The organism is Janthinobacterium sp. Bl 1, assembly GCF_058215535.1.
Genome location: NZ_CM177086.1, coordinates 2,777,428 through 2,804,067, shown reverse-complemented (window position 1 = coordinate 2,804,067; position 26,640 = coordinate 2,777,428). Strand labels below are relative to the sequence as shown.

Genomic DNA, 26,640 nt, shown 5'->3' with positions numbered 1-26,640 from the left:
GAAGGGCCGCCATGTGCCAGTTACTCGCAATGAACAGCAGCAAGCCGGCAGCGCTGGGATTTTCCTTTGCCGGCTTTGCCGAGCGGGGCGGACGCACGGACGAGCACCGCGACGGCTGGGGTATCGCCTATCATTCCAGTAGCGGCTGCACCCTGCTGACGGATCACCTGGCCGCCATCGATTCGCCGCTGGCGGCGCAGGTGCAGCAGCATCCCGTGAAGGCGAAAAACATCGTCGCGCACATCCGTAAGGCCACGCAGGGCCGCATCGCGCCGGAAAACACCCACCCGTTCGCCCGCGAACTGTGGGGCAAGACCTGGTCCTTCGCCCACAATGGCGACTTGAAAACGTGGCGCGCGCCCGCCAATGCGCACTATCGCGCCAGCGGCGACACGGATAGCGAGCAGGCGTTTTGCCACTTGCTACCCAGCTTGCACACGCAGTTTCCCGCTGGTGAACCTGCGCGCGCCGACTTGCGCGCCGCCATCGCCGAGGTCGCCACGGACATCGCCGCGCACGGCAGCTTCAATTTCATCCTGTCGGACGGCGAACTGCTGTTTGCCCACTGCTCCACGCATTTGCACTATGTGATACGCGAATACCCATTTTCCGTCGCGCAACTGATCGACTGCGAGCGCAGCATCGACTTTCGCCAGCATAACCACTTGGACGACCGCATCGCCGTCATCGCCACCCATCCGCTGACGCAAAACGAGGACTGGCTGCCCTTCGCGCCCGGCGAACTGAAACTGTTTGCCGGCGGCACCTTGCTGCCAGCAAACGATAGCGTGCCACAAGGCGTGTATATCCAGATCAGTTACTGAAGGGAATAATTCAAAGGGAGGAAAGGCCCGCCGCCGGATGTGCGGGCTGAAATGCAGGATAGCCGTCAGGCCGAATTGCAGTTGCAAAAGCGCTTGCGCTTGGGGTCGCCACTGGCAATGCCTGCGGGATCAATCTGTTTCCAGCAAAAAATCGTTTCCACGCCATATGGCGAACGCACATTGCCCGCCTCGACATAGCCTCGCTTGACGAAAAAGGCCTGGCTGCTGGCCGTGCTGTGCAGCTGCAGGGCCTTGATGCCCCACTCGCGCGCCTGCGCTTCCAGCTGCTCCACCAGTGCCTTGCCCGCACCACGGCCTTGCGCCTCGGGCAGCAGATAGCATAGGGCCAGCTTGCCGGCGCGCGTCAGCAAGCCGACGCCGACCACGGCGCCCGCCTCGACTGCGACCAGCGAAAAATTGGTGGGCGACGCAAACCAGCACGCCACCATCTGCGGTGTTTTATTGCCCAGCCAGGCTTCCAGGATGGCCGGATCGTCCCGATGATCGAGGCTGCAGCATTCGACGATGGAGCGTCGTAATACGTTGCACGCCTCGAAAGCGTCGGTCGATGTTGCAATACGAATTTCAAGACTCATGTACGCTCACAAAATATTCCAGTTGCCGATGCAGACGGTTTCACCCCTGTATCGTGCGATTCGACTATACACCAAGCGGCGCAATCGGGTTTTTTGCCGCACGCCACAGACCGGTTTTGCCTATGGCGCCATGCCTGCAGACTAAGTGCTGATGCGCGCCTTGCCCACGAATGTTTCCAAAAATCGATATCTGTTTTTTAGCGTAAACGGGAATCAAATCTAAGCATATTACGAAAAATTCGTTTCTTTTCCGGCCGGAATTTTAGACTATGTCTATCTATTCTCACAACAAGAGTTCAACATGCCCCATTCCAACGCCGTATCGACTACCGCAGCGACGCTCACCCAACGCTCGCGCCGCTGGTTCCTGGCTAGCGCCCTGGCCGCTTCCGCAGCCGCCATGAGCCTGCCGATGGCCGCCAGCGCCGCCGAACCCGTGGTCTTGCTGAACGCCTCGTACGACGTGATGCGCGAACTGTTCAAGGATGTGAATCCCGCATTTATTGCTGACTGGAAAGCCAAAACGGGCGAAACCATTACCATCAAGCAGTCGCATGGCGGCTCGAGCAAGCAGGCGCGCTCCGTCGCCGATGGCCTGGAAGCGTCCGTCGTGACCATGAACCAGGCCAATGACATCGATATCCTCGTCGACCGCGGCCTCGTGGTGGCCGACTGGGCCAAGAAATTCCCGAACAATGCGGCGCCGTTTTACTCGACCATGGTGTACTTGGTGCGCAAAGGCAACCCGAAACGCATCAAGGATTGGGACGACTTGGCCAAGCCCGGCATCAAGGTCATCGTGCCGAACCCGAAAACCTCGGGCAATGGCCGTTATACTTACTTGGCGGCCTGGGGCTATGCCGTGAAAAAAGGCGGCAGCGAAGCGCAGGCGCGCGACCTCGTTACCAAGCTGTTCAAGAACGTACCTGTGCTGGACGGCGGCGGCCGCGGCGCCACGACCACCTTCACACAGCGTGAAATCGGCGACGTGCTGGTGACGTTTGAAAATGAAGTGCAACTGGTGCGCGCCGAATTCGGCGACAACTTCGAAGTGGTGTATCCAAGCATCTCCATCCTGGCCGAGTCGCCGGTGGCCGTCGTCGACAAGGTCGTCGACCGCCGCGGCATCCGCAAGGAAGCCACGGCCTACCTGCAATACCTGTACTCCGAACCAGGCCAGGAACTGGTCGCCAAGCACTATCTGCGCCCCCGTTCGGCAGCAGTCGCGAAGAAATACGCGGCCAGCTTCAAGCCGATCACCCTGTTCACCATCGATGACGTGTTTGGCGGCTGGAAACAAGCGCAAAAGAAACACTTTGACGATGGCGGCGAGTTCGACAAGATTTATCAGAAGTAATCTCTGCCGTATCAGCACAAAACCGGGACATGTCCCGGTTTTTTTATGGCTGCGCGCCAGCGTGCCATTCAAGCGCGCTGAACAGGCTGGCGATCTCGCTGCTGCGGTGCGTGCCTGTCTTGGCCAGGATGGCCTGGATCTGGCTGCGTACGGTACTGATGCACACGCCCTGGCGCTGCGCGTACTCGGCTGGCTCCATGCCGTCGGCCAGGGCCAGCGCCAGCGACCACTCCGCGCCCGTCAAGCCGCATGGCCGCTCGGCCGCGCCGGGCCAATGCCGCCGCGCGCTCCTGAACAGTGGCCGCAAGGACAGCATGGCCAGGCTGGCGCCCTCCCCGTCTGCCGGGCCGATACGCACGGGCAGCGGCAGGATGCCGATTTCCAGCGCCGGCCGGCCGTCTGCGTCACTCGCATACAAGGGAGCGGGACGGTGGCACGCCAGTCCGACGCAAGCCTGCCGCACGCGCTGCGCCAGTTGCTGTTGCAGCTGGCTCACGCGCACAGCCACCTTACCGCCATGCAAGGTGATCACGGAGGCGAGCGGCGACGTCGCGGCCAGCAAGCGCTGCGCCGCCAGGTTCATGAAAACCAGCCGCAGGCAGGCATCGGCCAGCAAGATGGCGCGCGGCAAGGCATCGAGCGCCTCCCAGGCCAGCGCGCCATGCGCCTGGGCTTGCTGCGCCGTATCGCGCAGGCAAAAAACATTCGGCAGATGGTCAAGCACGCGCTGCAGCTGGCCGCACGTGTTCCGGTCATACGGACCCTGGCCCGCGGCGCGGTGCGCGGACAGGATGGTGAGCGCGCCGTTGTCGCGCACGACGCCGCTGCACGAATAGCGCACACCCGCGCGCAAATAGAAATCCTGGAAATACTCGCTGCGCGCCACGGCCTGCTCGCTGAAATAATCCTGCATCAGATGCATGCGCCCGGGCGGCCCGCGCGTGAGCACCGCATAGCCGGGATCAAGCGCATGGTAGTAGCGCCGGTAGCCGTCCTCCCAGGCGCTTTGGTCCAGCCCGGTCACATAGCCACGCGACGGTACCGCGCCCGTTTCCGCTTTCAGGAAACAGCAGGCCACATCGCCGCCCGCCAGCCGGGCGAACGCGCGCATGGCCACGCTCCACTGCAACGGTTCCAATGCCGCCCGGTAAAAGGCGGCGATAACGGGATCCGCGCCTTCCTTGTCCATCATTGCCCTACCTGTAAAAAAAACGGCAAACCAGTACCGCATCCTTCACTTGAAGGATGCGTGGCAACGGGCCGGCACGCACCATGGCATCGACGGCTGCCGCCATGCGCATGCCATCGCCAGTGTTCTCCCTAACCTCGTCCTCATCAAGGAGTAGCATCATGCCTTCAATCGATACCGGTCGCCACACTCTCCAGTTGATCCATGCAGGCAACAAGCCCTTGCGCATGGCCGCGAGCGCGTCCCTCCTGCTGGCGCTATCGGCCTGCGCCAACCTGCACACCATCCACCGCACGACCGACTTGCCAGGCGATGGCATGGCCGTCCACCTCGACGCGGCCCAGCGCGTGATTCATGTCACCAAAGACGGCAAAGCCTGTGCCGAGCCGACACCTGATGCCCTGCAATCGTATGCCTCCTCCTTCGGTGGCACCCTTAGCGCCGGCCCCGACAGCGCCGCCGTCTCGAATGCCCTGCGCGCCAATGCCGCCAGCGTGGGCCTGCACTCCCAAAGCATCACCCTGATGCGCCAGCAACTGTTCAATATCTGCGAATACGCGCAAAACAAATGGCTCAACGATGCTGACGTCATGCTGCTCATGGAGCGTTCGCAAGACCTGACCCTGGGTATCCTGGCCATCGAGCAACTGACTGGCGCCGTGGTGGCGCGCCAGCCGGTGCTGGCAGACCATACCGACATAACCGCAGAGGCACAACGGCGCCTCAAGGCGTCCCAGGATGCCTTGGCAACGCAAGCGAAACTGGATCTTGCCATCAAAAAAGAACAAGCCCTGCAAGCCAATGCCGATGCCGATGCCGCCGTTCAAGTCAAGCCAACGGCCCTGGCCACTACGGGCAAGGAAGTCGTCATGCTTAAGACAGCCCAGGAAGGTGCAAGTTCCGCCAGCGCCACGGACGGCAAGGCCGGACAGGTGGAGGCGAACGCGGGGCTGGCGCAAGCACAGGCCGAGCGTGTCGCGCTCGAAGAGGAACTGGCCGACAAGCTGGCGCAAAGCCAGCCCGGTACCAGCACCATCAATGCAGGAACGGCAGAACACCTTGCCAGGGCCAGTACCGACATCGTCAAGATGATCTTGAACAAGGGGCACTTGACCGATATGTGCATCACCTTTATCAATCATCCGAAGAAGTATGTGGAAATGTGGCAGCACTACAAGGAAGTCATGGACCAATGCAAGTCGGTACTGGCGGCGGATTTGCTCCCGGGTACTGCTCATCCATACAGCCACACCATGCCTGGGCCCAGGGATGCCACGCAGGCCAAGCCGGAACTGGAATAAGGGAAACCAGCCTTACTGCTTCTTCAGCAGCAGCTTGAACTGCGGCACCCAGCGGCCGTCCACCAGCATCTCGCTGGCCGCCTCATAGGCATCGTCCGAGGGCGTCCAGCGCACGCGGTAAGTCAAGGTCTTGCCCTTGGCGCCCACGTACTCGGTAGCGGGAAAGTCGAGGCCGCCGTCCGCCGACAGCATCGTGCCACGGCTGTGGCCGCCGCTGTTTTCCAGATACAGGAAGGCGACCTTGTTTGCGGCGGGATCGTGGTAATACGTGGTTTCGCCCATGTAGTCAGGCTTGCCGGGGCTGCGCACCGTGTGCACGTCGCGCAGCATCCGGCCGCCATACAGCCACTGGAAACAGTGCTCATCCGTTTGCTTGCCGCCAGGGAACTCACCCTTCCAGCAATGGCCGGCCAGGAAAGCCATCGGCTGCAGCGCCGCAGCCGGTTCCGCCAGCGCGGCAAATGAGGGCAAGAGCAGCAACAAGGGCAATGGACGCATGGCCAACCTCCAGGATGTTGCAACCAAGTATAGGCGAATAATGTGCTTGCGTCAGCGCAGACGCACGCTTTGCGCATATCGATATGCGCATCGATTCGTGGTCAAAAGCGCGCGCGGGCCGTACTCTGGCCTTGTCGCGCCGCATGGCGTATTACGGGCACAAAGGAAAAATCATGGCTATCTCGGAAGTGAATGTACGCAACCAGTTTCGCGGCAAGATCAAGGAAATCATCTTTGGGCCCGTGGTCTCGGAAGTGGACGTGGAAACGCCGCACGGCATCGTCACGTCGGTGATCACCTCGCGCTCGATCAAGGACCTGGACTTGAAGGTGGGCAGCGAAGTCATCGCCTTGGTCAAATCGACGGAAGTGTCGATCGCCAAGATCCAGTAAGCGCGCGGCGTTTGCCTTGCCAGCTAGTCGCTAATCGCGGAACAGATATGTAAACGTGCGGCTGACGGGCAGCTTTTCCGTGCTGCCGCGCACCAGCACCTGCATGCGCTCGGCGTCAATGCGTTCGGCCGCCTCGATGGCTTTCACGTTGACCATGGTGCCGCGGTGGATTTGCCAGAACTGTTCCGGGTCGAGGCCGCCCAATAAATCCTTGAGCGGCGTGCGCACCAGCGCTTCCGAGCCGGCCAGCACGACGCGCGTGTACTTGGTGTCGGCCTGGAAGAACAGCACGTCGTCGATGTCGATCAGGCGGATCTGCTTGCCCACGCTGGCCTTGATCCATTTCAACTTGTCGCGCGGCGGCGCCGGCAAGGCCGCGCGCAGCGACTGCAGTAAATTGGCCATGTCGGCCGGCTGCGCGCCGAGCTTGTCGCGCAGCCGCGCCAGCGCCCGCTGCAAGCGCTCGGGCTGCACGGGTTTCAACAGGTAGTCGACGGCGCCTGCGTCGAACGCATCGACGGCGTACTGGTCGTACGCCGTGACGAACACCACGTGGGCGCGCTTGCCGATGCGTTCGGCAACTTCCAGGCCCGACAGGCCTGGCATGCGGATGTCGAGAAAGACCACGTCTGGCTCATGCTCAAGGAAACCGTCCCAGGCATCGTTGCCGTTTTCCGCCACCAGCACGACTTGCGCTTCGGGCCAGGCTTGCACCAGCAGCATTTGCAGGCGCTCGCGCATCAACGGTTCGTCTTCAGCGATCAGGATGGTGGTATTCATACGGCAGCTTCTTTCTGGCTCGATGCAATTTTAATGGGTAGCAATATTTCGGCGATCACGCCGCCCTCTTCGCCATCGCGCAGGATCAAACTGGCGGACGGATCGGACAGCAACAGCCGGCTGCGCACGTTTTCCAGGCCCAAGCCACCGCCCTGTGCGCTGCCCGTGCCGCTGGCCGGCAAACCCATGCCAGTATCCTGCACGCGCAGGCGCAGCATGCCGTCCACCCGCAGCGCCGACAGGCGGATCTCGCCGCCACGCAACGATGGTTCAATACCGTGCTTGATGGCATTTTCCGCCAGGGTCAGCAAGATCATGCTGGGAATCGTCGCGTGCGCAAACTCGGCCGGCAAGTCCAGCGCATAGCGCAAACGCGAGCCCATGCGTGCCTGCATCACGCGCAAATACGCGGCCACCATGTCGAACTCGCTTTGCAAGGGTACCTGCTCGCTGCGCATTTCCGCCAGGCTGGCGCGCAAGAAGGCGATCAGGTCGGCCGTCAATGCCGCGGCCTTGCCGGCGCCTTGCACTCCCTGCTCGGCCAGTTGCTGCACGGCGCCCAAGGTATTGAACAGGAAATGCGGCTCGATCTGCGCGCGCAGCAGGCGCAGCTGCGATTCGCTCAGTTCGCGCGCCAGACGGTCGCGCTCGGCATCCTGCTGCAGTTGCAGGGTCAGCGCTTCGTACTGGCGGTTGCGCCAGGTGGTCACGATCGCCAGCGGCACCATGTAAAACAGGCAAGCTACGAGCAAGGCCGTGCCGCCCACGCGCAACAAGCGCTCGAAGGCCATGTCCATGGAACCGGTATCGCTGAAGCCGGCCAGCAGCACGCCAACCGCCACCCCGGCTACGCAGGTCGACACGATCAGCAAGAGTTTCTTGAGCTTGTTGCGCACGGAACTGCGGTAATTGAACCAGACGCCCACCAGGCCCCACACCAGCGCAAACCCCAGGCCGTTGCTGAAGACCAGGGCCTTGAGCAATTCGAACTTGGCCGGCAGCAGCAAGTGCAGTGCAACGCCGATGGCGCTGAACAACAGCATCAGCTTGCACGCGGCGATGTAAAAACCGGCGCCGCGGTACTTGAGCAGGAAATCGTGCAACTGCTGGCGCTCGATCGGCGTCAGCTTGGCCAGCTTTATGGCGATGTAGCGGCGCATCCGTCCCTGGACCTGCTCCGCCATCTCGGGGTGTTTCAGCACCAGCAGCGATTCCTCATCGACGCTGCGGTACCAGTCCGTATATTTTTTTAACACGATGCGTTCTCCGTGGTCTGTGATTCAGGCATGAACGCAGTCTACGGCGCCCCTGTTGCGGGGCATAGCGCGGGGCGACGAAGCACGAAGCGGCAGGCATCAACGACGAAGCGCGCGGCGCCCGCCGTGGCCCGTCGCCAATATTGCTCAAATCATACGAAGTTTCCAAGATGAAATCAATAATTGCGCAACAATTTTCACTACGGCAAGAATAGCCGTTTTTATTTGCCAAATTGGCCGCAACGCCGCCTGTTGCGGGCCTGTACCGTAGACATCGCTTGATCTTTAATGGTATTGTCTAAGCTTGGCAAATATTGCCTCCGAGATACACGCCGCGTCGCCACGCGGCCCCATTCCGGATTTGCGCGCAGCGCCCACGATGGCGCCCCAAAACTGCTTTTCCACATACAATCCCATGCTCAAAAAAATGTTCGCCGCGGTGCTGATGACGCTTTCGACAGCGGCCATCGCCGTGCCCTTCGGTTCCCAGTCGATACTGGTGGTCGAAGACGGCACAGGCAAAGTCTTGCTTGAAAAAAATTCCAACGTGGTGGTGCCCATCGCCTCGCTGACCAAACTCATGACAGCCATGGTCGTGCTCGACTCCAAGGCGAACATGGAGGAAGAAATCAGCATCGACCGCGAGGACGTCGATACCTTGAAACACAGCACCTCGCGCGTGCCCGTGGGCGCCAGCCTGAGCCGCCACGACGTGCTGCAACTGGCGCTGATGTCATCCGACAACCGCGCCGCCGCTTCGCTGGCACGCACCTTCCCCGGCGGCCCGACGGCGTTTGCCGTGGCCGTCAACGCCAAGATCAAGGCCCTGGGCATGCGCCAGACCGTGATCGAAGAGCCCACGGGCTTGTCGCCGAACAACCAGTCGACGGCGGCCGACCTCGTCAAGATGGCCGTGGCCGCCTCGCGCTACCCGGAAATCAGCCGCATCACCACGGATTCGAAGGACGTGATCCAGATCAAGGGCCGCGACGTGGAATACCACAACACGAACCGCCTGGTGGGCGCCAAGGGCTGGGACATCGGCCTGTCGAAAACGGGCTACACGAATGAAGCGGGCCGCTGCCTGATCATGCGCATCAAGTCGGCCGGCAAGTTCGCCACGATGATCTTGCTCAACGCGCGCGCCAATTCCGTGCGCGCCATGGACGCCGTCAACATCCGCCGCATGCTGGCGGCCGAGAACGGCATCGAAGAGCCGAAGGTGATGCGCGCCTCGGTCAGCCGGCACAAGAAGGCGCCGGCGAAGCCAAGTAAACGCCGCCGCGCCCGCTGATTACTGCTAGTTGCCCGGGTCCGACCCCACGGTACTTGCTTAGGGTCTAAGCCGATTGCCGGTTGGCCATGATGACGCCGGCAATCGTCACCGCCCCGCCCACCAACATTGAGGCAAGCACCGGCTCGCCCAGCAACACCGCCGCCAGCACGATGCCGAACACGGGCACGAGGTTGTTGAACACGGCCGTGCGCGACGGGCCAAGCGCCTTCACGCCCTCGTAATACCAGACAAAGCCGATCACCGTGCCAAACACGCCCAGGTAGCCGATGGCGGCCCACACCTGCCAGCCGAAGCTGTGCCATGGCACGCTCGGGAATTCCACGGCCGCCCCCACCAGCAAAAAGGCCAGGCCCCACATCGACGCATACGTGGTGGCGGCAATCGGCGACAAGCCCTTCAGCGCGACCCGGCCGATCAGGGTATAGGCTGCCCAGCTGGAAATGCCGCAGAACATGAACACTTCGCCCATGCCGATGCCGCCGCCCGTGCCGTGCAGCACGCCGGCCAGATCGCCGCGCGTGATGACGATCGCCGTGCCGCAGAACGCCAGCATGATGCCCAGCCACTTGAACGATCCGAGCCGTTCGCGGAACAGCATGGCCGAGGCCAGCGCCGTCACGATGGGGTTCAGCGCGACAAATAAAGCCGTGCGCCCCGCCGGCATGCGCGACAGCGCGGCCAGGAAGCACAGGTTGTACAAGAAGATGCCCGTCAGGCCCAGGGCCGCCGTCGTCATCAATTGCTTGCGGTCCAGGCGCGGCAAGCCCCCTTCCAGTTTCCAGGCCAGCACAAGCAGCAGCAGCACGGCCACGCCGAAACGTCCGCTGGCGGCCGTCATGGGCGGCATCTGCTGCGCCAGTACGCGCCCGGCGATAAAGGTACCGCCCCAGAACAGGGCGACGAAAATCAGTTTGAGGTAGACGAGCGGCGATTGCACGGCAGGCAAAGCGGCTGATGGTATGGCGGAAGAAGACATGGGATATCCTGTTATGACGCTTGCGCGGCGGGTGGTGTAGTTGCTGTACACTTATATATTAATACTAATATCAACTCATGAAATAATGAGTAAATACTCATAACACAAAGAAACCACACCATGACCTTCACGCAACTGGAAATTTTTACCTTGGTGGCCGAACTGCACGGCTTTTCCGCCGCCGCCGCGCAGCTGGGTATCAGCCAGTCGGCCGTCTCCCATGCATTAAAAGCGCTGGAAAAGGAAATGGGCGTGGACCTGATCGTGCGCCACCAGGCCTCGGCCGAGCTGACCGACGTGGGCCGCCAGTTGCTCGTGCGCGCGCGCGAAATCCTCGGGCTTTCCGAAGCCATGCGCCAGGAAGCGGCCGACGTGCTGGGCCAGCGCCAGGGCAGCCTGCGCATCGGTTCATTCGGCCCGACGTCGTCCCTGAATCTGCTGCCTGCCATCACGGCGCAATTCCGCCTGCGCTATCCGGGCATCGACTTGCGCATCGACGAAGGCGCCGACCATGAAGTGGTGCAGTGGATACGCGAGCGGCGGGTCGACGTGGGCTTCGTCGTGCTGCCCGACGAACGTTTCGATACGGCACCGCTGGTGGAAGACCAGATGATGGCGCTGGTGCCGCGCAGCCACCCGCTGTCCAGCGAAACGGCCATCACCCTGGCCCAATTGTGCGAAGGGCCGTTCATCATGTCCGAGGCGGGCTGCGCCTGCCTGATCGAGCCGCTGTTCGCCAACGCGGGCCTGCAGCCGCAGGTGCCCTACCGCATCAGCCAGGTCATCACCATCCTCGACATGGTCAGCCGCGGCGACGGCCTGTCCATCGTCGCCGAACTGGCGCTGCCGCAGCGGCTGCGCGAGCAGTATCCGGAGCTGGTCGCCCTGCCCTTGAATCCGCCCGTCAGCCGCAAGGTGGGCTTGGCCGTGCGCGACCGGCGCCAGAATACGCCGGCCACCAACGCTTTTTTCGACGTGGCGAAACAGATGGCGCCGACCCTGGCGCCCCGGCGCGCTTGAACGCTACTTAGAAAGTCTCCCACTCTTCGCTGCGTTCCGGCTTGACGGTCGCCGTCCTTGCCGGACTGCTGGCGAGGCGTGGCGCGATGGCGGTGCGCACCACCGGTTTGACAGGCGCCGGCGCCTGCCCTTCATCGAGCTTGAACACGCCCACCACCTGCGCCAGGGTACTGGCCTGGTCCTGCAGGCTTTCCGCCGCGGCGGCCGCCTCTTCCACCAGGGCCGCGTTCTGCTGCGTCACCTGGTCCATTTGCGCAATCGCCTGGTTCACCTGTTCGATGCCGGAACTCTGCTCGACGCTGGCGGCCGTGATCTCGCCCATGATGTCGGTGACGCGGCGCACGCTGTCGACGATTTCCTGCATCGTCGCGCCAGCCTCGTCGACGAGGCGCGCGCCCGAATCGACCTTGCTCACGGAATCGTCGATCAGCAGCTTGATTTCCTTCGCCGCGCCCGCGGAACGCTGGGCCAGACTGCGCACTTCGGTCGCCACCACGGCAAAGCCCCGTCCCTGCTCGCCCGCGCGCGCCGCTTCCACGGCCGCATTGAGCGCAAGGATATTCGTCTGGAAGGCGATGCCGTCGATGACGCTGATGATGTCGACGATCTTCTTCGACGAATCGTTGATCGACGCCATGGTATCAACCACCTGCGCCACCACTTGCCCACCCTTGCTGGCCACGCCGGACGCCGATTGCGCCATCTGATTCGCCTGGCGCGCATTGTCGGCATTTTGCTTGACGGTGCTGGTCAGCTCCTCCATCGAGGCGGCCGTCTCTTCCAGCGAGCTCGCCTGCTGTTCCGTGCGCGACGACAGGTCCTGGTTGCCGGCGGCGATTTCCGACGACGACACCTTGACCGATTCGCTGGCCGTGCGGATTTTCACGAGCACGGCGGCGATCTTGTCGATGAAACGGTTGAAGGCGCCGGCGATCTGCGCCAGTTCATCCACGCCGGAAGCATCGAGGCGTCGCGTCAGATCGCCCTCGCCCGAAGCGATGTCTTCGAGCGCGTCGCGCACCAGTTCCAGGCGCTTGAGCATCTTGAACACCAGCAGCGACAGCAGCAGCGCAGCCAGCCCCGTCAGCAGCGCGGCCGTGACGGTGGCCGTCGTCAGCATCGTCTGCAAGGCTTGCATGGCTTCCTGCTGGTCGAGCACCACGGCCAGCAGCCAGTCGGTGCCGGCCACGCGCGTGACGTACAGCTTGCCGTCGCGGTCATTCAGGCGCACGGCCTCGCTGGTCCGCGCGCTTTCCAGGCGGTTGACCTGCGCGGCCGACAGCGACGCATCGAGTTTCGCCACCGGCTGCAGGCTCAGGTCCTTGTTTGCGTGGGCGATGATGGTGCCGCTCTGGTCGACGAGGAAGGCAAAGCTGTGCGGCGTCGGCTTGATCGCCACCACGTTGGCAATCACCGTATCGAGCAGCACGTCCGCGCCCGCCACGCCGACCAATGCCTCTTTCGGCCCGACGGGCGCCGTGAACGACACCACGAGTTTGTGGCTGGCCGCGTCCACGTATGGCGGCGTGAGCATCGGCACGCCCGCCTTGACCGTGTCCGTGTACCAGGCGCGCGCCGTGGGGTCGAAATCGGCCGGGCGGCCCGGATGGGTAAACACGGAGCGCTTGTCCGCGTAACCGATGAACACTTCAGCAAAATCGCCAGCCTTTTCCGCGATCTCGAAAGCGCGCAGCGGATCGGGCGTCTCGGCCGACATGACGACGGACGCCATGACCTTTTTCTTGCCATCGACCCATTGCGCCAACACGGCCGACTGGCTTTGCAGCAGCTGCTGCATCTGCTGGTCCGACGACGCCAGCATGCTGCTGCGCGTGGTGACGTAATTGGCGACCGACAAGGCCAGCATGGACAGTACGACGATGGCCACGCAAATGAGCACCAGCCGCGTGCGAAGGGAAGACAACATGATGGACTCCTCGTTTCGATTTTAGTGACGAGAAACAGTGCTCTGCACTACTTTCTCTATGAAAGCATTCTCACACAAAAATCGGAACAATTATCATCAATATTCGGAATACAACACATATATTTCCGTGTAGAAACCTGTCGAACCCTATCAGCCGATCAGCCCCCTCAAGCCGCTGGCCCGCTGCGTGCGGCGCAAGATCGCGTCGAACAGCACGGCCTGCGTGGACGAGACGAGGGTAAAGAAGTTGCGCGCGCGCGTGATGCCCGTGTAGACCAGTTCGCGCGCCAGCATGGCGCCGCCTTCCTGCGGCAGCACCAGCACCGTGTGCCGGAATTCCGAACCCTGCGATTTATGCACGGTCATGGCGAACGCCGTCTCCACGTGGCGCAAGCGCGTGGCCAGCACGCTGCGCACGTTCTCGCCTTCCAGGAAGTACACGCGCAATGATCCCGGCCGCGCCGGATCGCGCAAGGTCAACCCGATGTCGCCATTGAACACGCCCGTACCGTAATCATTACGCGTGACCATCACGGGGCGGCCCACATACCATTCGCTGCGGCGTATCAGGCCTTCCTTTTCCAGCCGCAGCTCAATGGCCGTGTTCAAGCCCGCCACGCCCCACTCGCCTTCGCGCACGGCGCACAGGATGCGGAACGACTCGAAAGCGTGCAGCACGGCGCGCACCCAGTCGTCATGCTGCGCGTACGCCGCTTCGCCGGCATTGACCAGCGCCAGGTAAGGCTGGTAGCCGCCCGGCGCATCGGCCCGCCCGCGCAAGGCAAGGCGCAGCACCTCGTCCGGCTGCGCGCTCACGCTCCACGCCAGCTGGCCGCCGCTGTCGCCGGCAAAACACGCTTTGGCCAGATCGGGCCTGCCGCCATTCACGGCCAAGGCCAGTTCGCCGATCGGACCGCTGAAACGGTGGCTGTGGCGCAGCATCACCGTCTGCTGCGCCAGCGCGCCGGCCGCCCCCGCAAAGTCGGGCGGAATGGCCACGCCGCTGGCCGCCTGCGCATACGCGATGGTGGCCGGCGTGTAGCCGCCTGCCTGCGCGTCGTGGCACAAGTCACCGAGCACGGCGCCCGCTTCCACGGACGCCAATTGATCCTTGTCGCCGAGCAGGATCAATATCGCCGTGGGCGGCAAGGCGTCGAGCACGGACGCCATCATCTCCAGGTGCACCATCGACGCTTCATCGACGATCAGCACGTCGACGTCGAGCGGATTGCCCGCGTGGTGGGCAAAGGCGCGCGTATCGGGCCGCGCGCCCAGCAAGCTATGCAGGGTACGCGCCGCGCCCATGCGCCGCGCCAGTTCCAGCAGGGGCAACGCATCGCCCGCCTTGGCCGCCAGCCCCTCCAAAGCCTTGTCGATCGACTGCTTCAGGCGCGCGGCCGCCTTGCCCGTCGGCGCGGCCAGCGCGATGCGCAACTGCTCCGGCTGCGGCGAGACGGCAAACAGCAAGGTCAGCAAACTGGCCACCGTGTACGTCTTGCCCGTCCCCGGGCCGCCCGTGATGATGGCCACCTTGCCGCGCAGCGCGATGGCGCACGCCACTTTTTGCCAGTCCGGCCCACCGTCCTGCGTAGGCTGGTCGAACAGGATGTCGAGCCATTGCCGCACCTGCGCCAGCGGCGGATTGGTCAAATCCTGCGCGCGCGCAGCGATTTTTTCGCCCACCAGGCTTTCGTCGCGCCAGTAGCGGCGCAAATACAGACGGTCGCCATCGAGCACCAGCGGCTGGCGCACGTCGGCCGCGCCCACCTGCCACACTTGCGGCGCGCCGGCCAGCAGCGCGCGCCAGCCCTCGACACTGTCCGGCAGCGGACCGGAGACGGCCAGCACCGCATGCCACAGCTCCTCGCTCCAGCCCAGCAACTGCGACGGTTCGCTGGCCAGGTCTGCCAGCATCAGGCAGCTGTGCCCCCGTCCTTCCAGCTCGGACAGCACGACGCAGGCCACGGCCACGGCGGACGCATTCGGCGCGCCCTCGTCCAGCGTGCCGATGAAGCGGGCAAAGGCGGCGCTCAGGCGGCGCAGGTGCCCCCCCTCGGCAACGCCATCGATATGGCTGAACAAGGCATCCATCTGCAGGGTATCCAACTGCGCGTTATGCTGCATGGTGTTCCGTTTCTTCTAACAGTTGATCGAGGCCGTCCAGCAGTTCCAGCTGCGGCGCCAACCAGTAGCAGCCATGCGTATCCGCATTCGCGATGCCGCGCAGGAACAGGAAGATGGCGCCGCCCAGGTGCTCGGCCGGATCGTAGGCGTCACCGAGCCGGCTTTTCAGCAACCGGTGCAGGGCCAGCATGTAGATGGCGCCCTGGATATCGTAGCGGTGCTGCGCCATGCCGGCCGCCAGCGCCTGCGTGTGGTAGGCCGCGTCGTTGGCGCCCAGCGCGTTCGACTTGTAGTCGAGCACCCAGTAGCGGCCATCGTGTTCGATGACCAGGTCGGCAAAACCCTTCAGCATGCCGTGCAGCTGGCGACGCGGTAGCACGGGACGCGGTGCGCCGTCGAGCAGCAAGCGCGTGCACAGCTGGTCAAGCGCGGCCGTGGACAAATGCTCGCTGGGGAACCAGAACTCCATTTCGGACAGGGTGCTGTCCAGCTGGGACAGCGAGGCATCGAGCAGCGGCAGCGGCGTGATGGCGATTTCCCTGAGCCAGGCGATCGCGTCGTCCTGGCGGTGGCCCCAGCCCGACCGCTCGCAGCGCGCGGCCAGGCGCGTGTCGAAGTTGTCATCGTGGACGCTGTCAAACCCTTCGCTGCCCATCCACTCGAGCTGCTCGTGCAGGAAATTGCCGGGCACGGAGCCGCGCGGGAAGCGGTGCCAGGGCGCGTCGCCCATGTGCATCGGCGAGGTCACGGCGACAGCCGTGCCATCTTCCAGCAAGGTTTCTTCCAGCGCCCGCTGCGGCACGTGCGCGGCCGCCACGGCGCCGATCTGGCGCGTCAGCGACGTGAAGCTGCCCACCGACCAGTCGCGCTCGAATTCGCCCGCGAACACGGGCGCGGGCCGCAACTCGGGCCGCCGCTCCACCCGGTCCAGCACCGTGCAGGCGTCGGGCTGCCCCAAGGTGCTGACATAGATGGCGTCGCAATCGCCCGCCACCTGCTGCCAGCGCAGCAGCAACTGGTCGAACGGCAGCTTGTCGCCGCCCGTCAGCAGGTAGCCGAGCGCCGATTCGTGCAAGGTGTTCTCGCCCGCCTTGCGCGCCGCCTGGGCGGCCACGCCCAGCCACAGGAAGTGGCGCGCCCGCGTCAACGCCACGTACAGCAGGCGCAAGTCTTCCTCGATGCGCGCCTCTTCCACAAACGCCATGGCCTCGTCGGACAAGGACAGGTCGAGGCGGCGTTCGCCATCGTCGCCCGCATACTCGAAGAAGCTGCGGTTGCGTTTATCCACCTTGCGCGCCGTGACGGAAAACGGTAAATAGACCAGCGGGTATTCGAGTCCTTTCGACTTGTGCACGGTGATGACCTTCACCAGTTCCGCATCGCTTTCCAGGCGCAGCACGCGCTCGTCGCCGTTTTCGCCTTCGCCGGCGATCTGCTCGGCCAGCCAGCGTATCAGCGCCTGCTCGCCATCGAGCTGGCGGCTGGCCGATTGCAGCAGTTCAGCCAGGTGCAGCAGATTCGTCAACCGCCGCTCGCCGCCCGTCTGCTGCAGCAGCATGGCCGGCAATTGCAATTCATGGATGAAGCGGCGCAGCATGGCCAACACGCCCTGGCGCTGCCAGATCAGGTGCAGGGCCTTCAGCTGCTCGATCCGGCGCTCCCATTCCAGTTCATCGCTCGACAGGCGCGCCAGCTCGCCCAGCGACAGGCCGATGGTGCGCGTGGCAAACGCGGCGCGCGCCAGTCCCCCGTCGAGTGGATTGGCCAGCGCCGCCAGCCAGCGCAGCACGTCTTGCGCTTCCTCGCTGTCGATGACGGAATCCTTGTCGGACAGGTAGACGCTGGCGACCCGGCGGCGCGCCAGTGCGCGGCGGATGGCGGCCGCCTCCTTGCGGTCGCGCACGAGGATGGCCACGTCGGCCGGCTGCAAGCGCGTAAAACCGTCGGGGCCAGTAAAACCGGCCTGCGGGTCGCCCAGCATGGCGACGATATGTTCGGCGCAGTGCTGCGCGAAATACTCGCGGTAGCTGTCGCCACGCAACGCTTCATCGCTGGCGCAGGCGGCCAGCAGGGCCGGCAGCGGGCCGCTGGCGTTCACCAGGTGTTCGGCGCGGCCCTTGGCATCGACGGCCTCGAACGGGAGCGGATTCTCGCCCCCTTTACGGTAGCGGAAGGCGCCGGCTGGCACCTCGTCGCGCTCCGCGTGCAGGAACAGCTGGTTGACGGCCGCCACCAGCGGCGCCGTCGAACGGTAGTTCGTGCCGAGCTGATAGTGGCGTCCCGTGGTGGCGCGCCGCGCCGCCAGGTAGCTCTGGATGTCGGCGCCGCGAAAACCGTAGATCGACTGCTTCGGGTCACCGATCAGGAACAGGCCCAGGGCCGGGTCGTTGTCGGCAATCCGGTACAGCAGGTTGAAAATCTGGTACTGGGCCGGCGCCGTATCCTGGAATTCATCGACCATGGCCAGCGGATACTGGTCGATGATGCGCTGGCGCAGGGCCACGCCATTCTCGCCGGCCAGCGCGTCGTGCAGGCGCTGCAGCATGTCGGCAAAGCCGAACTGGCGCGACTGGCGTTTTAACTGATCCATGCGCCGCGCGATGGCCGCCGCCGCATGCAGGTGCAGCTTGTGCGCCAGCGGCGTGATACCCGCCAGAGCGATCCCCAGCGCCTCCGTATGCTCGAAGCATTCGGGTACCTGGGCCGTGAAACTCTTGGCAAACGCATCCTCGATGCCGAACGGCGTCAGGCGTTCCCACGCCTTGGCCGTGATGGCCGGCAGCAGCAACAGCGGGTCTTGCGCCCATTTACGCAAGCCGTCGAACCACTTCGCCAGGTTCTCCGGCTTCATCTTGACGCCATTAAAACACTTGGGATTGGCGGCGCGGTGATCGTTGATCCACATCGCCATCTGGTCCACGCGCTCGACCCAGCCCGCCTTCAGGGTGGCCAGCTGCGCGGCCAGCGCCCGCTGTTCGCGCGCGATCAGGGCCGACAACGGCTCTTCGTCCGCCATGCGCATGATGTCCGCGCGGCGCGCCAGCTCGCGCGCGCCCTTCTTCAGCGCGCCGACGTCGGGCCAGCAGGCCAGCAGCACGTCGAGCGCCTGCGGCGGCAAGGGATAGACTTGCTGGCGCCAGTAATCGTGGGCCGCATCCTCGAACAGGGCTTGCTCGTCGCTGACCAGTTCTTCGTCGAACAGGCTGCCGCTGTCGAACGCATGCTCGCGCAGCATGCGCTGGCACCAGGCGTCGATGGTAAAAATGGCCGCTTCATCCATCGTCTCGGCGGCCAGCATCAGCCGGTGCGCGGCCTTTTGCCGTTCGCTCTCGTCAGGGTAGGACTCGAGCAAGGCGTCGAGAAACGGGTCGCTGCCGCCGGATTCGTGGCGAAAATAAGCGGCCGCCTCGATCAGGCGCTCGCGCACGCGGTTCGACAATTCGCGCGTGGCGGCGCGGGTAAACGTCATCACGAGGATGTCGGCCGGCAGCAGCGGGCGCGTAAAGCGGCTGTCGTCGCCGCCGTGTCCCAGCACGAGACGCACGTACAGGGCGGCGATGGTCCAGGTTTTACCCGTACCGGCCGACGCTTCGATCAGGCGCGAGCCGTGCAGCGGGAATGCCAGGGGGTTGAGCAAATGGCTCGTCATTGTTCTTCTCCCGCGCCATCATCAGGCGCGCTGATCGGGTCGATTGTGATGTGCTGTTGCAGCCAGCCGGCCAGCGGACCATACAGCTCGCGCGTGCAGTCTTCCCACGCTTCCTCCGCGGCCAGCGCGGAAAACTCGGGCCACAGACGGGCCAGACACAGTTCCGCGCGCTCGCCAGTCATGTCAAAACCGCCATCGTAGACGGCGCGCGGGTCGCCCTGCTGCACCAGCGCCAGGCCCGTCTTGCACGCCGTCGGCAGCGGATGGTTCATGCCTTCGCGCCACAGCGCCAGCAAGGTAGCCAGCGCGTCGCGCGACGTGGCCGGATCGAGCGGCGCCATGCTGACGATGGCGTCGCGCGCCACCAGGTAACCGGTGACGGGAAAACCGAGGGCCGCGGCAGCCAGCTGGCGCAGCCACATCAGCATCAGCTTGTCGCCGCGCGCCAGGCCGCTCTTGTCCGTCACTTTCGAGGAAATCTGCATCAGCCAGGCCGTTTCCTGCCCGTTGCTGCACAATTTGTCGAGCCAGTCGTCGATCTGCACTTCGCCAAACGGCAAGTTGATGGCGCGCTTGTCTGCCGCCAGCGGGAACGAGGCGCGCAAGGACAGCCATGCGCTGCGCACGGGCACCAGCGCCTCGACCAGCTGCGCCTGCACTTGCCGGCCGATCAGGCCGATCGGCAGCACGCCTTCGCGCGCCAGCTTTTCCGCGCGCGCTTCCAGGCTGGGGCGCACGTCGTCCAAGGCTTCCACGGCGCCGCCGTCGTCCAGCATGGTGTCTTCCAGCAGATAGCGTTCGAGCGCATTCAGGCCGAACGGTTCTTCATCCTCGCCCAGCATGGCCGCATCGGCGAAGTGCACGCTCAAGCGGCGGCGGAAAAAGTATTTGACGGGCTGGCGCAAGAAGCTGGCCAGCTCGCCCAGTTTCAAGCGCGTGCCGGGATCGAGTTCGTAGGGACCCAGCGCCAGTTCCCCGGACTGCGCCTCCGCATCGGCATGCGCGACGCGCCATTCACGCGCGTACGTCAGCAAGCCATCGGCTTCGAAATAGCGGCGGCTGAACGGCTGCAGCGCGTGCTCGGTGGTCAGCGAGACCAGGTGCCGGTCCAGCGACCAGCCGGCGGACAGGTAATCGCGCAGCTGCGACACGAGCACGGATGGCGGCTGCTCGGAATTGTCGCGCACATTGCGCCCCACCCAGCTCACGTACAGTTTGTCGCGCGCGGCCAGCAAGGCTTCGAGCATCAGGTAGCGGTCATCGTCGCGGCGCGAGCGGTCGCCCGGGCGCGCCATGCCGGGCAGCGCCAGCAAATCGAAATCGGCCTTTTGCGCACGGCGCGGGAAGTCGCCATCGTTCATGCCCAGCAGGCACACGACGCGGAACGGCACCGCGCGCATCGGCATCAGGGTGCAAAACGTCACGCCGCCGGAGACGAATTGATGGTTCAGGGTCGGTTCGTCCAGTGCGCCCAGCCACGCCACGCGCAGCACGGACAGCGGCACCGACTCGACAAAGCCAGCATGCTCGCAGGTTTCCAGCCAGCCCTGCAAGGCGCCTTCCAGCTGCGCCAGGGTCAGGCGGTCGCCCTCGTCGTCGGCGTCAAAGAAGGCGGCCAGCAGCGCGCGCGCCTGCACGCCCCACTCGGCTGGCGTGCGCGTGCCGGCCAGCACGGTGCGCCAGTGCAGCAGCGCCTCGACCAGCTGCGCCAGCGAACCCGCCAGCGCCGCATCGAGGCCGCCCACTTCCGCATACGGCTCGATGCCGCCAAAGCTGGCGCCACTGCCGCTGGCATAACCGAGCAGCATGCGCCGCACGCCGAAGATCCACGCATTCTGTTCGCCGGCCGCGCCCAGTCCCAGGCCGCTGCGGTGATGCTGGTCCAGGCCCCAGCGCACGCCCGCCCCTTCGATCCAGGCGCCCAGGGTGACCAGGTCGTCCGGCTGCAGGCCAAAGCGGGTGGCCAGCGCGGGCACGTCGAGCAGGTCGCGCACTTCGCTCTGGCGGCAGCGCTGCTGCGGCAGTTGCAGCAGCCACTCGAGCGCGACGAGCAGCGGGTTCACGCTGCGGTCCTTCACGTCGCCGATCTCGAACGGGATGAAACGCTCGTCGTTGCGCCGGTACTGGCCGAAGACGGCGTGGATGGCGGCCGTGAAGGTATCGATGTCGGGCACCATCACCACCACGTCGCGCGGACGCAAACCCGTGTCGGCGCTGTGCGCGAACATGGCCAGCAGCTGGTCGTGCAGCACTTCCACTTCGCGCTGCACGCTGTGCGCCACGTGAAATTCGACCGAACGGTCGCCGGCATCGGGCGGCGTTTGCTCATGCTCGGCCAGCGGACGCAGTTCGCGGATGGCCACCTGCACCTGCTGCAGCAAGGTCTCGCCCGTTTCCTCGCCAAACAGGTCGATGCGCAGGCTGTCGTCGCGCCCATCGGCTTGCGCGTGTTCGTCGAATTCGTCGAGCATGCGGATGAAATCGCGCCCTTGCCTGCCCCAGCTGGCCAGCAGCGGGTGGCTGTGCGCATGCAGTTCCTCGATCGGAATCCCGGCCAGGTCGGTACCGTTGCGCTGGCGCTGGCGCTTGTTTTCCGCGCGCAGCAAGTCGCGCCCATCAATGATGTCGCCCCAGTAGAACTGGCACGGGTTGGGCACGGCCAGCACCACCTGCGTGTGGCGCGCCAGCGCGGCCAGCGCCTGCAAGGTCTGGTACGGCAAGGCCGACACGCCAAACAGCACGACCCTGCGCGGCAGCTTGCCTACCGGCGCGGCGCCGGCGGCAATCGCCGCCAGAAAGGCGTCGTGGATGTCGGCGCGGCCCGTGTCGCGCTCGAACTCCTCGACGTCGGCCGCCACGGCGCGCCACAACTGCGCCTGCCAGCGCTGGTCGTCCTTCAAAACGATGGATTCACCGCGCGCCGTGCGCAACTGGTCGCGCCCGGCCGCCCAATCGGCCAGCCAGTCGGCGCGGTAGACCTGGTACTGGTCGAACAGGTCGGCCAGGCGCTCGGCAAGCTGCAGCCGGCGTTCGCAATCGCCGTCGGCCAGGAAGTAGCGCAGCGGCGCGAACACGGGGTCGGCCAGCAGCGATGGCAACAGGCGCATCAAACGCCACGTCAGCGGGGACTTGTCGAACGGCGACACGCGCGGGACTCTGTCGCGCCCCAGCATGCCCCGGTAGCTTTCCCACAGCAGGCGCGCCGGCAGCGCGATGCGCGTGGCGGCGCACACGCCCATTTCCTCGGCCAGGGCGATCTTCAGCCATTCGGCCACGCCGTTCGACTGCACCAGGAAGATGTCCGTTTCCAGCGGCGCCAGCGGATGCTGGCGCAGCCACTGGAAGACGGCGGCGCGCAGCTGTTCCAGCTGGTTGCCGTGCAGGATGAGGAGGCCGGGCGTGACGGGTGTATGCATGCTGATCCGATGGGTTGCCGCGCCTCCGGCCCGGTGGCCGGAGACGTCAAACGCCTATTATCGCCGCTGCTTGCGTCAGGGGGTGTCGCTGGCGGCAAATTCGACGGAAATTTGTTCCGCCACCTGCGCCAGCGCCGGCCTCAGGGCCGTCAGCAAGACGCGCGCCTGCTGCAGGTCGCCGCCCACGCGCAAGCCTTCGATCGACGTGCACAGGCCCGCAAAGGCATGGGCGCCCACGGCCAGCGCCGACGATTTGCTGCGGTGGCCCAGGTCGGCCAGGCGCCCCAGATCTTCCAGCGCCATGGCCTGCTCCATTTCGGCGATGCCGTCGCGCGCCGTGTCGAGAAACAGCTGGGTGTATTTGCGCATCTTCACGGCGTCATTGCTAAACGTGAGGGCCAGGGTGGCCAGGTCGAGGATGGCCGTGTCGCGCAATTCCGGCGTCGCGGCCGATGACGGCGCTGCCGGCGCCTCCGCCAGCCTGTCGCTTGCGCGCATGCGGCCGATGTTGCCGATACCGCCGCGCAGACGGAACCATTTCGCCAGCAGGTGAAACAGCAGATTCGGGGCGATCGGCTTGGTCACGAATTCATCCATGCCCGCCGCCAGGCAGCGGGCGCGGTCTTCGCTGCCCGCGTTGGCCGTCATGGCGATCACCAGCAGGCCTGTGAGTTTCGGGTCGGCGCGGATGCGGCGCGTCGTTTCGAAGCCATCCATCTCCGGCATCTGCACGTCCATCAGCACGCAGTCGTAGCGCTGGCGGGCCAGCAATTCCAGCGCTTCGCGGCCATTGCCGGCGACGCAGACCGTGGCGCCGGCGTCTTCCAGCAATTCGCAACCCACCTGCTGGCTGAAGACGTTGTCTTCGACCAGCAGGATGGATGCGCCGCGTATCACGCCCAATACTTCCGGCTCGACTTCGGCAATGCGCTCGTCGGACGCCTGCGCGCTTTTCTCCAGGCGCGCCGTGAACCAGAAGGTGCTGCCCAGGCCCGGCTGGCTGTACACGCCCACCTTGCCACCCATGAGCTCCACCAGCTGTTTGCTGATCACCAGCCCCAGGCCGCTGCCGCCATACTTGCGCGTGGTCGACGGGTCGGCCTGGTGGAAGGAGCGGAACAGCTGCGCCACCTCTTCCTGCTTCATGCCGATGCCGCGGTCCTGCACCTCGAAGCGCAGCATGGCGTGGCTGCCGCGCTCCTCGGACTGGCGTACGCGCACGAAGATGCTGCCATTGTCGGAAAACTTGATGGCGTTGCTGGTCAGGTTCAGCAAGACCTGCTCCAGGCGCAGCGGGTCGCCGCGCCAGCGCTGCGGCAGCTCCGGCGCGATATCGAACTGCAGCGCCAGGCCCTTGACGGCGGCCGCGTCGCCCAGCTGGCTGGCGATGTTCGCCAGCAGGGTGTCGAGGCGGAAGTCCAGCACCTCGAGTTCCAGCTTGCCCGCCTCGATCTTGGAAAAATCGAGGATATCGTTGATCAGGCCCAGCAAATGCTGGCCCGAATGATAGATTTTTTGCAGGTAGTCGCGCTGGCGCGCGTCGGCCACCGATTTCAGCGCCAGGTGCGCCATGCCGATGATGCTGTTCATCGGCGTGCGGATTTCATGGCTCATGTTCGACAGGAAGTCGCTCTTGGCCTGGCTGGCCGCGTCGGCCTGCTCTTTCAGGCGATGCAGTTCCGTCACGTCGGTGGACAGGCCGATCAGGCCCGTGACGGGACCGGGCAAGCCCAGCGGCACCTTCACGCTCCACAGGTGGTGCACCTGGCCCTGCGCATCGACGAAGCGCTCCTCGCCGACGAACTTGGCGCCGCTGTCGAAGACCTGGCGCTCCGTGCGCTGCGCGGCGGCGGCCGCATCGCCGAGCATCAACTCGCCATCCTGGCGGCCGATCAGCTGCTCCGCCGGACGGCCCAGGATGGTGGCCGTGCGCGCATTCACGTAGCGGTAGCGCAGGTCGGCATCCTTCATGTAGACGTAGGCGTCGACGCTGTCGAGCACCGTATCGAGCAGGGTGCGCTGCGCCACGGCGTTGCGGCGCGAGCGGTACAGGGTAAAGATGTAGCCATAAATGAGCAGGGTGCCGGCCACGCCGACGGCCAGCGCCAGCCATGGAAAGTAGCGGTCGAAGGGGCTGTACAGCTCCGCCTTGCGCACGCGGAAATGGGCTTTCCACAGGCCGCCCTGGTAAGCGACGGGCAGCACCTGGTCGAAATAATCGGCATCGCTGCCCGGTTGCGGCGGCGCTGCCGCCAGGTCGCCGTCATCGTTGAACAGCAGGCGGTCCTGCGGCGTGATGGACAGGGCCCCGCTGGCCGGCAAAGGGCCGGCCGCGCTGTACAAGGTCAGGTGCAGCGGTTCCAGGGCGCTGCGTTCGAGCGCGCTGTGCACCAGTTGCGCCACGCCAAAGCCGATGCCGACGGAACCCTGGTAGGCGGCGCGGCGCTCCGCTACGCTGCCCTGCGGCATGCCATTGCGGTACACGGGCAGGCGCATGCCCAGGCCCACGTGCGCGGGCGGCCCCTTGATCATGATCACCTGCCCCGATGCGCTCACCTTGCCGCTGTCGCGCGCCTGCGCCAGCGACTGCGCCACCAGCGGGTTGGCGCCGATGTCGACGCCCATGCGTTCGGACAGCAGGGAATCGGGTTCCAGGTAGGTGAGCACCGTGTATTCCGGACGCTCCCCCGCGGGCCGGATGGTGAAGCCGGGATAGCCGCCCGGCGCCAGGCTCGTGTCTTTGCGCACGGCTTCGATGAAGGCGGCGCGCTGTGCCGACGGGACGGCTGTCGCGTAGTTGACCGATTCAATGGCCGGGAACTGGCGCACGATATCGAGGCCGGTCACGTAATCGTGGAACTGGCGGCGCGTCAGATGCTCGCTGGTGCGAAACAGGGCTTCGAGGCCGCGCAGCAGGTCGGAATAGCTTTTTACGCGCGTGATCAGGCTGTGCTGGGCACCATGCGTGAGATTGTCGAAACGCTGTTCGGCGTCGTCATTGACCGTGCGCGCCGCGCCCGCATACAGGGCGCCGCCCACCGCCAAGGCCAGCAACAGGCCACCCGCCCATATCCTGATACCTGATCCCGCCCCGCCCTTGCTCAAAGTGTGCATTGTCGATCGCTTATTCCGGTTTCCTCGAATGGGCGGCGCTGCAGCCGCCCAGCAAGTACGAGGATACTATCAAAGCTCATGCCCGACGCGCTTGTGGAAGAAAAAAAGCGCGTACGCTGCTTGCACTGGAAACGCCGGGTGCTCAAGCTTCCCGCAGTGCCCCGGCCAGCAAGGCGCCGGCGCCATGGTCATCCCAGGCATCGGCGCAGCGCACCACGTCGCCGACGACGATGATGCTGGGACTGCCCAGGCCGCTGGCCAGCAGGTCGTCCGGCAAGCGTTGCAAAGTGCTCAGCAACTGGCGCTGGGCGGACAGGCTGGCCGATTGCACCACGGCCACGGGCGTGCCGGGCGCCATGCCGCCGGCCAGCAAGCCGGCCTGGATGGCGGCTATACGGGCCACGCCCATGTAGATGACGAGCGTCAAGCCGCTTTGCGCCAGGGCCGACCAGTTCGGTTCGGACGCCGCGTCCTTGCCGTGGCCCGTGACGAAGATGGCGCCCTGGCTCCAGCCGCGGTGCGTGAGCGGCACGCCGATGGACGATGGCGCGGCCAGGCCGCTGCTGATGCCGGGAATTACTTCGACGGCCACGCCGTGGCTGCGCAGGTAGGCGCGCTCTTCGCCGCCCCGTCCGAACAAATACGGATCGCCCCCCTTCAGGCGCACCACGTGCAGGCCGGCACGCGCCTCGGACAGCATCAGGCGCTCGATGAACGCTTGCGGCGTGGACGCGCAGCCGCCCCGCTTGCCCACCTCGACCACGCGCACGCCGTGTGCCGCATGCGCGAGGATGGCCGGATTGACGAGGTCGTCGATCAGCACCACGTCGGCCCGCGCGATGGCTTTCACCGCCTTGAGGGTCAGGAGGTCCGGGTCGCCGGGACCGGCGCCGACCAGGGTCACGCTACCACATTGCGCCATGA

Annotated in this window: 18 protein-coding genes; 6 read left to right on the top strand and 12 right to left on the bottom strand. The window is 65.0% G+C overall.

Annotation, left to right across the window (positions count from 1 at the left end; all coding sequences use genetic code 11):
- Positions 1-11 precede the first annotated feature (11 nt).
- Entirely contained in the window at positions 12-824 is an 813-nt protein-coding gene (locus AC4BCN_RS12750) for a class II glutamine amidotransferase (protein WP_490493460.1), read from the top strand.
- Between the two features lie 65 nt (positions 825-889).
- On the opposite strand, the gene AC4BCN_RS12745 is transcribed toward AC4BCN_RS12750, so the two are convergent.
- The gene (locus AC4BCN_RS12745) at positions 890-1,420 is read right to left on the bottom strand and encodes a GNAT family N-acetyltransferase (RefSeq protein ID WP_034757728.1); all 531 of its coding nucleotides are present in this window, start codon (positions 1,418-1,420) and stop codon (positions 890-892) included.
- Positions 1,421-1,721: 301 nt separating this feature from the next.
- Here AC4BCN_RS12745 and AC4BCN_RS12740 point away from each other — a divergent pair, with 301 nt between their 5' ends.
- On the top strand, positions 1,722-2,777 hold the full coding sequence (locus tag AC4BCN_RS12740; protein WP_490493459.1) for a sulfate ABC transporter substrate-binding protein: 1,056 nt from the start codon (positions 1,722-1,724) through the stop codon (positions 2,775-2,777).
- Positions 2,778-2,820: 43 nt separating this feature from the next.
- Here the strand turns inward: AC4BCN_RS12740 and AC4BCN_RS12735 are convergent, their stop codons facing one another.
- Entirely contained in the window at positions 2,821-3,969 is a 1,149-nt protein-coding gene (locus AC4BCN_RS12735) for a helix-turn-helix transcriptional regulator (RefSeq protein ID WP_338681989.1), read from the bottom strand.
- 158 nt (positions 3,970-4,127) lie between these two features.
- Between AC4BCN_RS12735 and AC4BCN_RS12730 the strand changes: the two genes are divergently transcribed.
- Entirely contained in the window at positions 4,128-5,267 is a 1,140-nt protein-coding gene (locus AC4BCN_RS12730) for a hypothetical protein (RefSeq protein WP_338681988.1), read from the top strand.
- A gap of 12 nt (positions 5,268-5,279) precedes the next feature.
- On the opposite strand, the gene AC4BCN_RS12725 is transcribed toward AC4BCN_RS12730, so the two are convergent.
- The gene (locus AC4BCN_RS12725; protein ID WP_490493458.1) at positions 5,280-5,765 is read right to left on the bottom strand and encodes a hypothetical protein; all 486 of its coding nucleotides are present in this window, start codon (positions 5,763-5,765) and stop codon (positions 5,280-5,282) included.
- Positions 5,766-5,938: 173 nt separating this feature from the next.
- On the opposite strand from AC4BCN_RS12725, the gene AC4BCN_RS12720 reads away from it, so the two are divergent.
- Positions 5,939-6,157, top strand: a complete 219-nt coding sequence (locus tag AC4BCN_RS12720) for a TOBE domain-containing protein (protein WP_034757699.1) — start codon at positions 5,939-5,941, stop codon at positions 6,155-6,157.
- A gap of 30 nt (positions 6,158-6,187) precedes the next feature.
- On the opposite strand, the gene AC4BCN_RS12715 is transcribed toward AC4BCN_RS12720, so the two are convergent.
- Together AC4BCN_RS12715 and AC4BCN_RS12710 are read right to left on the bottom strand one after the other, a co-directional pair.
- A complete protein-coding gene (locus AC4BCN_RS12715) occupies positions 6,188-6,937 on the bottom strand; it encodes a LytR/AlgR family response regulator transcription factor (RefSeq protein ID WP_490493457.1) in 750 nt (249 codons plus the stop codon).
- A complete protein-coding gene (locus tag AC4BCN_RS12710) occupies positions 6,934-8,193 on the bottom strand; it encodes a sensor histidine kinase (RefSeq protein ID WP_490493456.1) in 1,260 nt (419 codons plus the stop codon). The genes AC4BCN_RS12715 and AC4BCN_RS12710 overlap by 4 nt, the downstream gene beginning before the upstream one ends.
- Before the next feature lie 415 nt (positions 8,194-8,608).
- Between AC4BCN_RS12710 and AC4BCN_RS12705 the strand changes: the two genes are divergently transcribed.
- The gene (locus AC4BCN_RS12705; RefSeq protein ID WP_139092677.1) at positions 8,609-9,487 is read left to right on the top strand and encodes a serine hydrolase; all 879 of its coding nucleotides are present in this window, start codon (positions 8,609-8,611) and stop codon (positions 9,485-9,487) included.
- Positions 9,488-9,533: 46 nt separating this feature from the next.
- On the opposite strand, the gene AC4BCN_RS12700 is transcribed toward AC4BCN_RS12705, so the two are convergent.
- Positions 9,534-10,466 (bottom strand): DMT family transporter, encoded by a 933-nt coding sequence (locus tag AC4BCN_RS12700; protein WP_490493455.1) that lies wholly within the window; start codon positions 10,464-10,466, stop codon positions 9,534-9,536.
- 120 nt (positions 10,467-10,586) lie between these two features.
- Between AC4BCN_RS12700 and AC4BCN_RS12695 the strand changes: the two genes are divergently transcribed.
- On the top strand, positions 10,587-11,486 hold the full coding sequence (locus AC4BCN_RS12695) for a LysR family transcriptional regulator (protein WP_139092679.1): 900 nt from the start codon (positions 10,587-10,589) through the stop codon (positions 11,484-11,486).
- A 7-nt stretch (positions 11,487-11,493) separates the two neighbouring features.
- Here AC4BCN_RS12695 and AC4BCN_RS12690 read toward each other — a convergent pair whose 3' ends face one another.
- The 6 genes from AC4BCN_RS12690 to cobA all read right to left on the bottom strand — a co-directional run bounded on the left by AC4BCN_RS12690 (position 11,494) and on the right by cobA (position 26,638).
- On the bottom strand, positions 11,494-13,413 hold the full coding sequence (locus tag AC4BCN_RS12690) for a methyl-accepting chemotaxis protein (protein ID WP_490493454.1): 1,920 nt from the start codon (positions 13,411-13,413) through the stop codon (positions 11,494-11,496).
- A 150-nt stretch (positions 13,414-13,563) separates the two neighbouring features.
- Complete coding sequence (recD, locus tag AC4BCN_RS12685) at positions 13,564-15,537, bottom strand: exodeoxyribonuclease V subunit alpha (RefSeq protein WP_490493453.1); 1,974 nt, start codon at positions 15,535-15,537, stop codon at positions 13,564-13,566.
- Entirely contained in the window at positions 15,527-19,186 is a 3,660-nt protein-coding gene (recB, locus tag AC4BCN_RS12680) for an exodeoxyribonuclease V subunit beta (RefSeq protein WP_490493452.1), read from the bottom strand. Before recB ends, recD begins: the two co-directional genes overlap by 11 nt.
- A complete protein-coding gene (gene recC, locus AC4BCN_RS12675; RefSeq protein WP_490493451.1) occupies positions 19,183-22,602 on the bottom strand; it encodes an exodeoxyribonuclease V subunit gamma in 3,420 nt (1,139 codons plus the stop codon). The genes recB and recC overlap by 4 nt, the downstream gene beginning before the upstream one ends.
- Positions 22,603-22,677: 75 nt before the next feature.
- Complete coding sequence (locus tag AC4BCN_RS12670) at positions 22,678-25,716, bottom strand: CHASE domain-containing protein (RefSeq protein ID WP_490493450.1); 3,039 nt, start codon at positions 25,714-25,716, stop codon at positions 22,678-22,680.
- 142 nt (positions 25,717-25,858) lie between these two features.
- Positions 25,859-26,638, bottom strand: coding sequence for a uroporphyrinogen-III C-methyltransferase (cobA, locus tag AC4BCN_RS12665; RefSeq protein ID WP_490493449.1), 780 nt, complete (start codon positions 26,636-26,638; stop codon positions 25,859-25,861).
- Between the last annotated feature and the right edge of the window lie 2 nt (positions 26,639-26,640).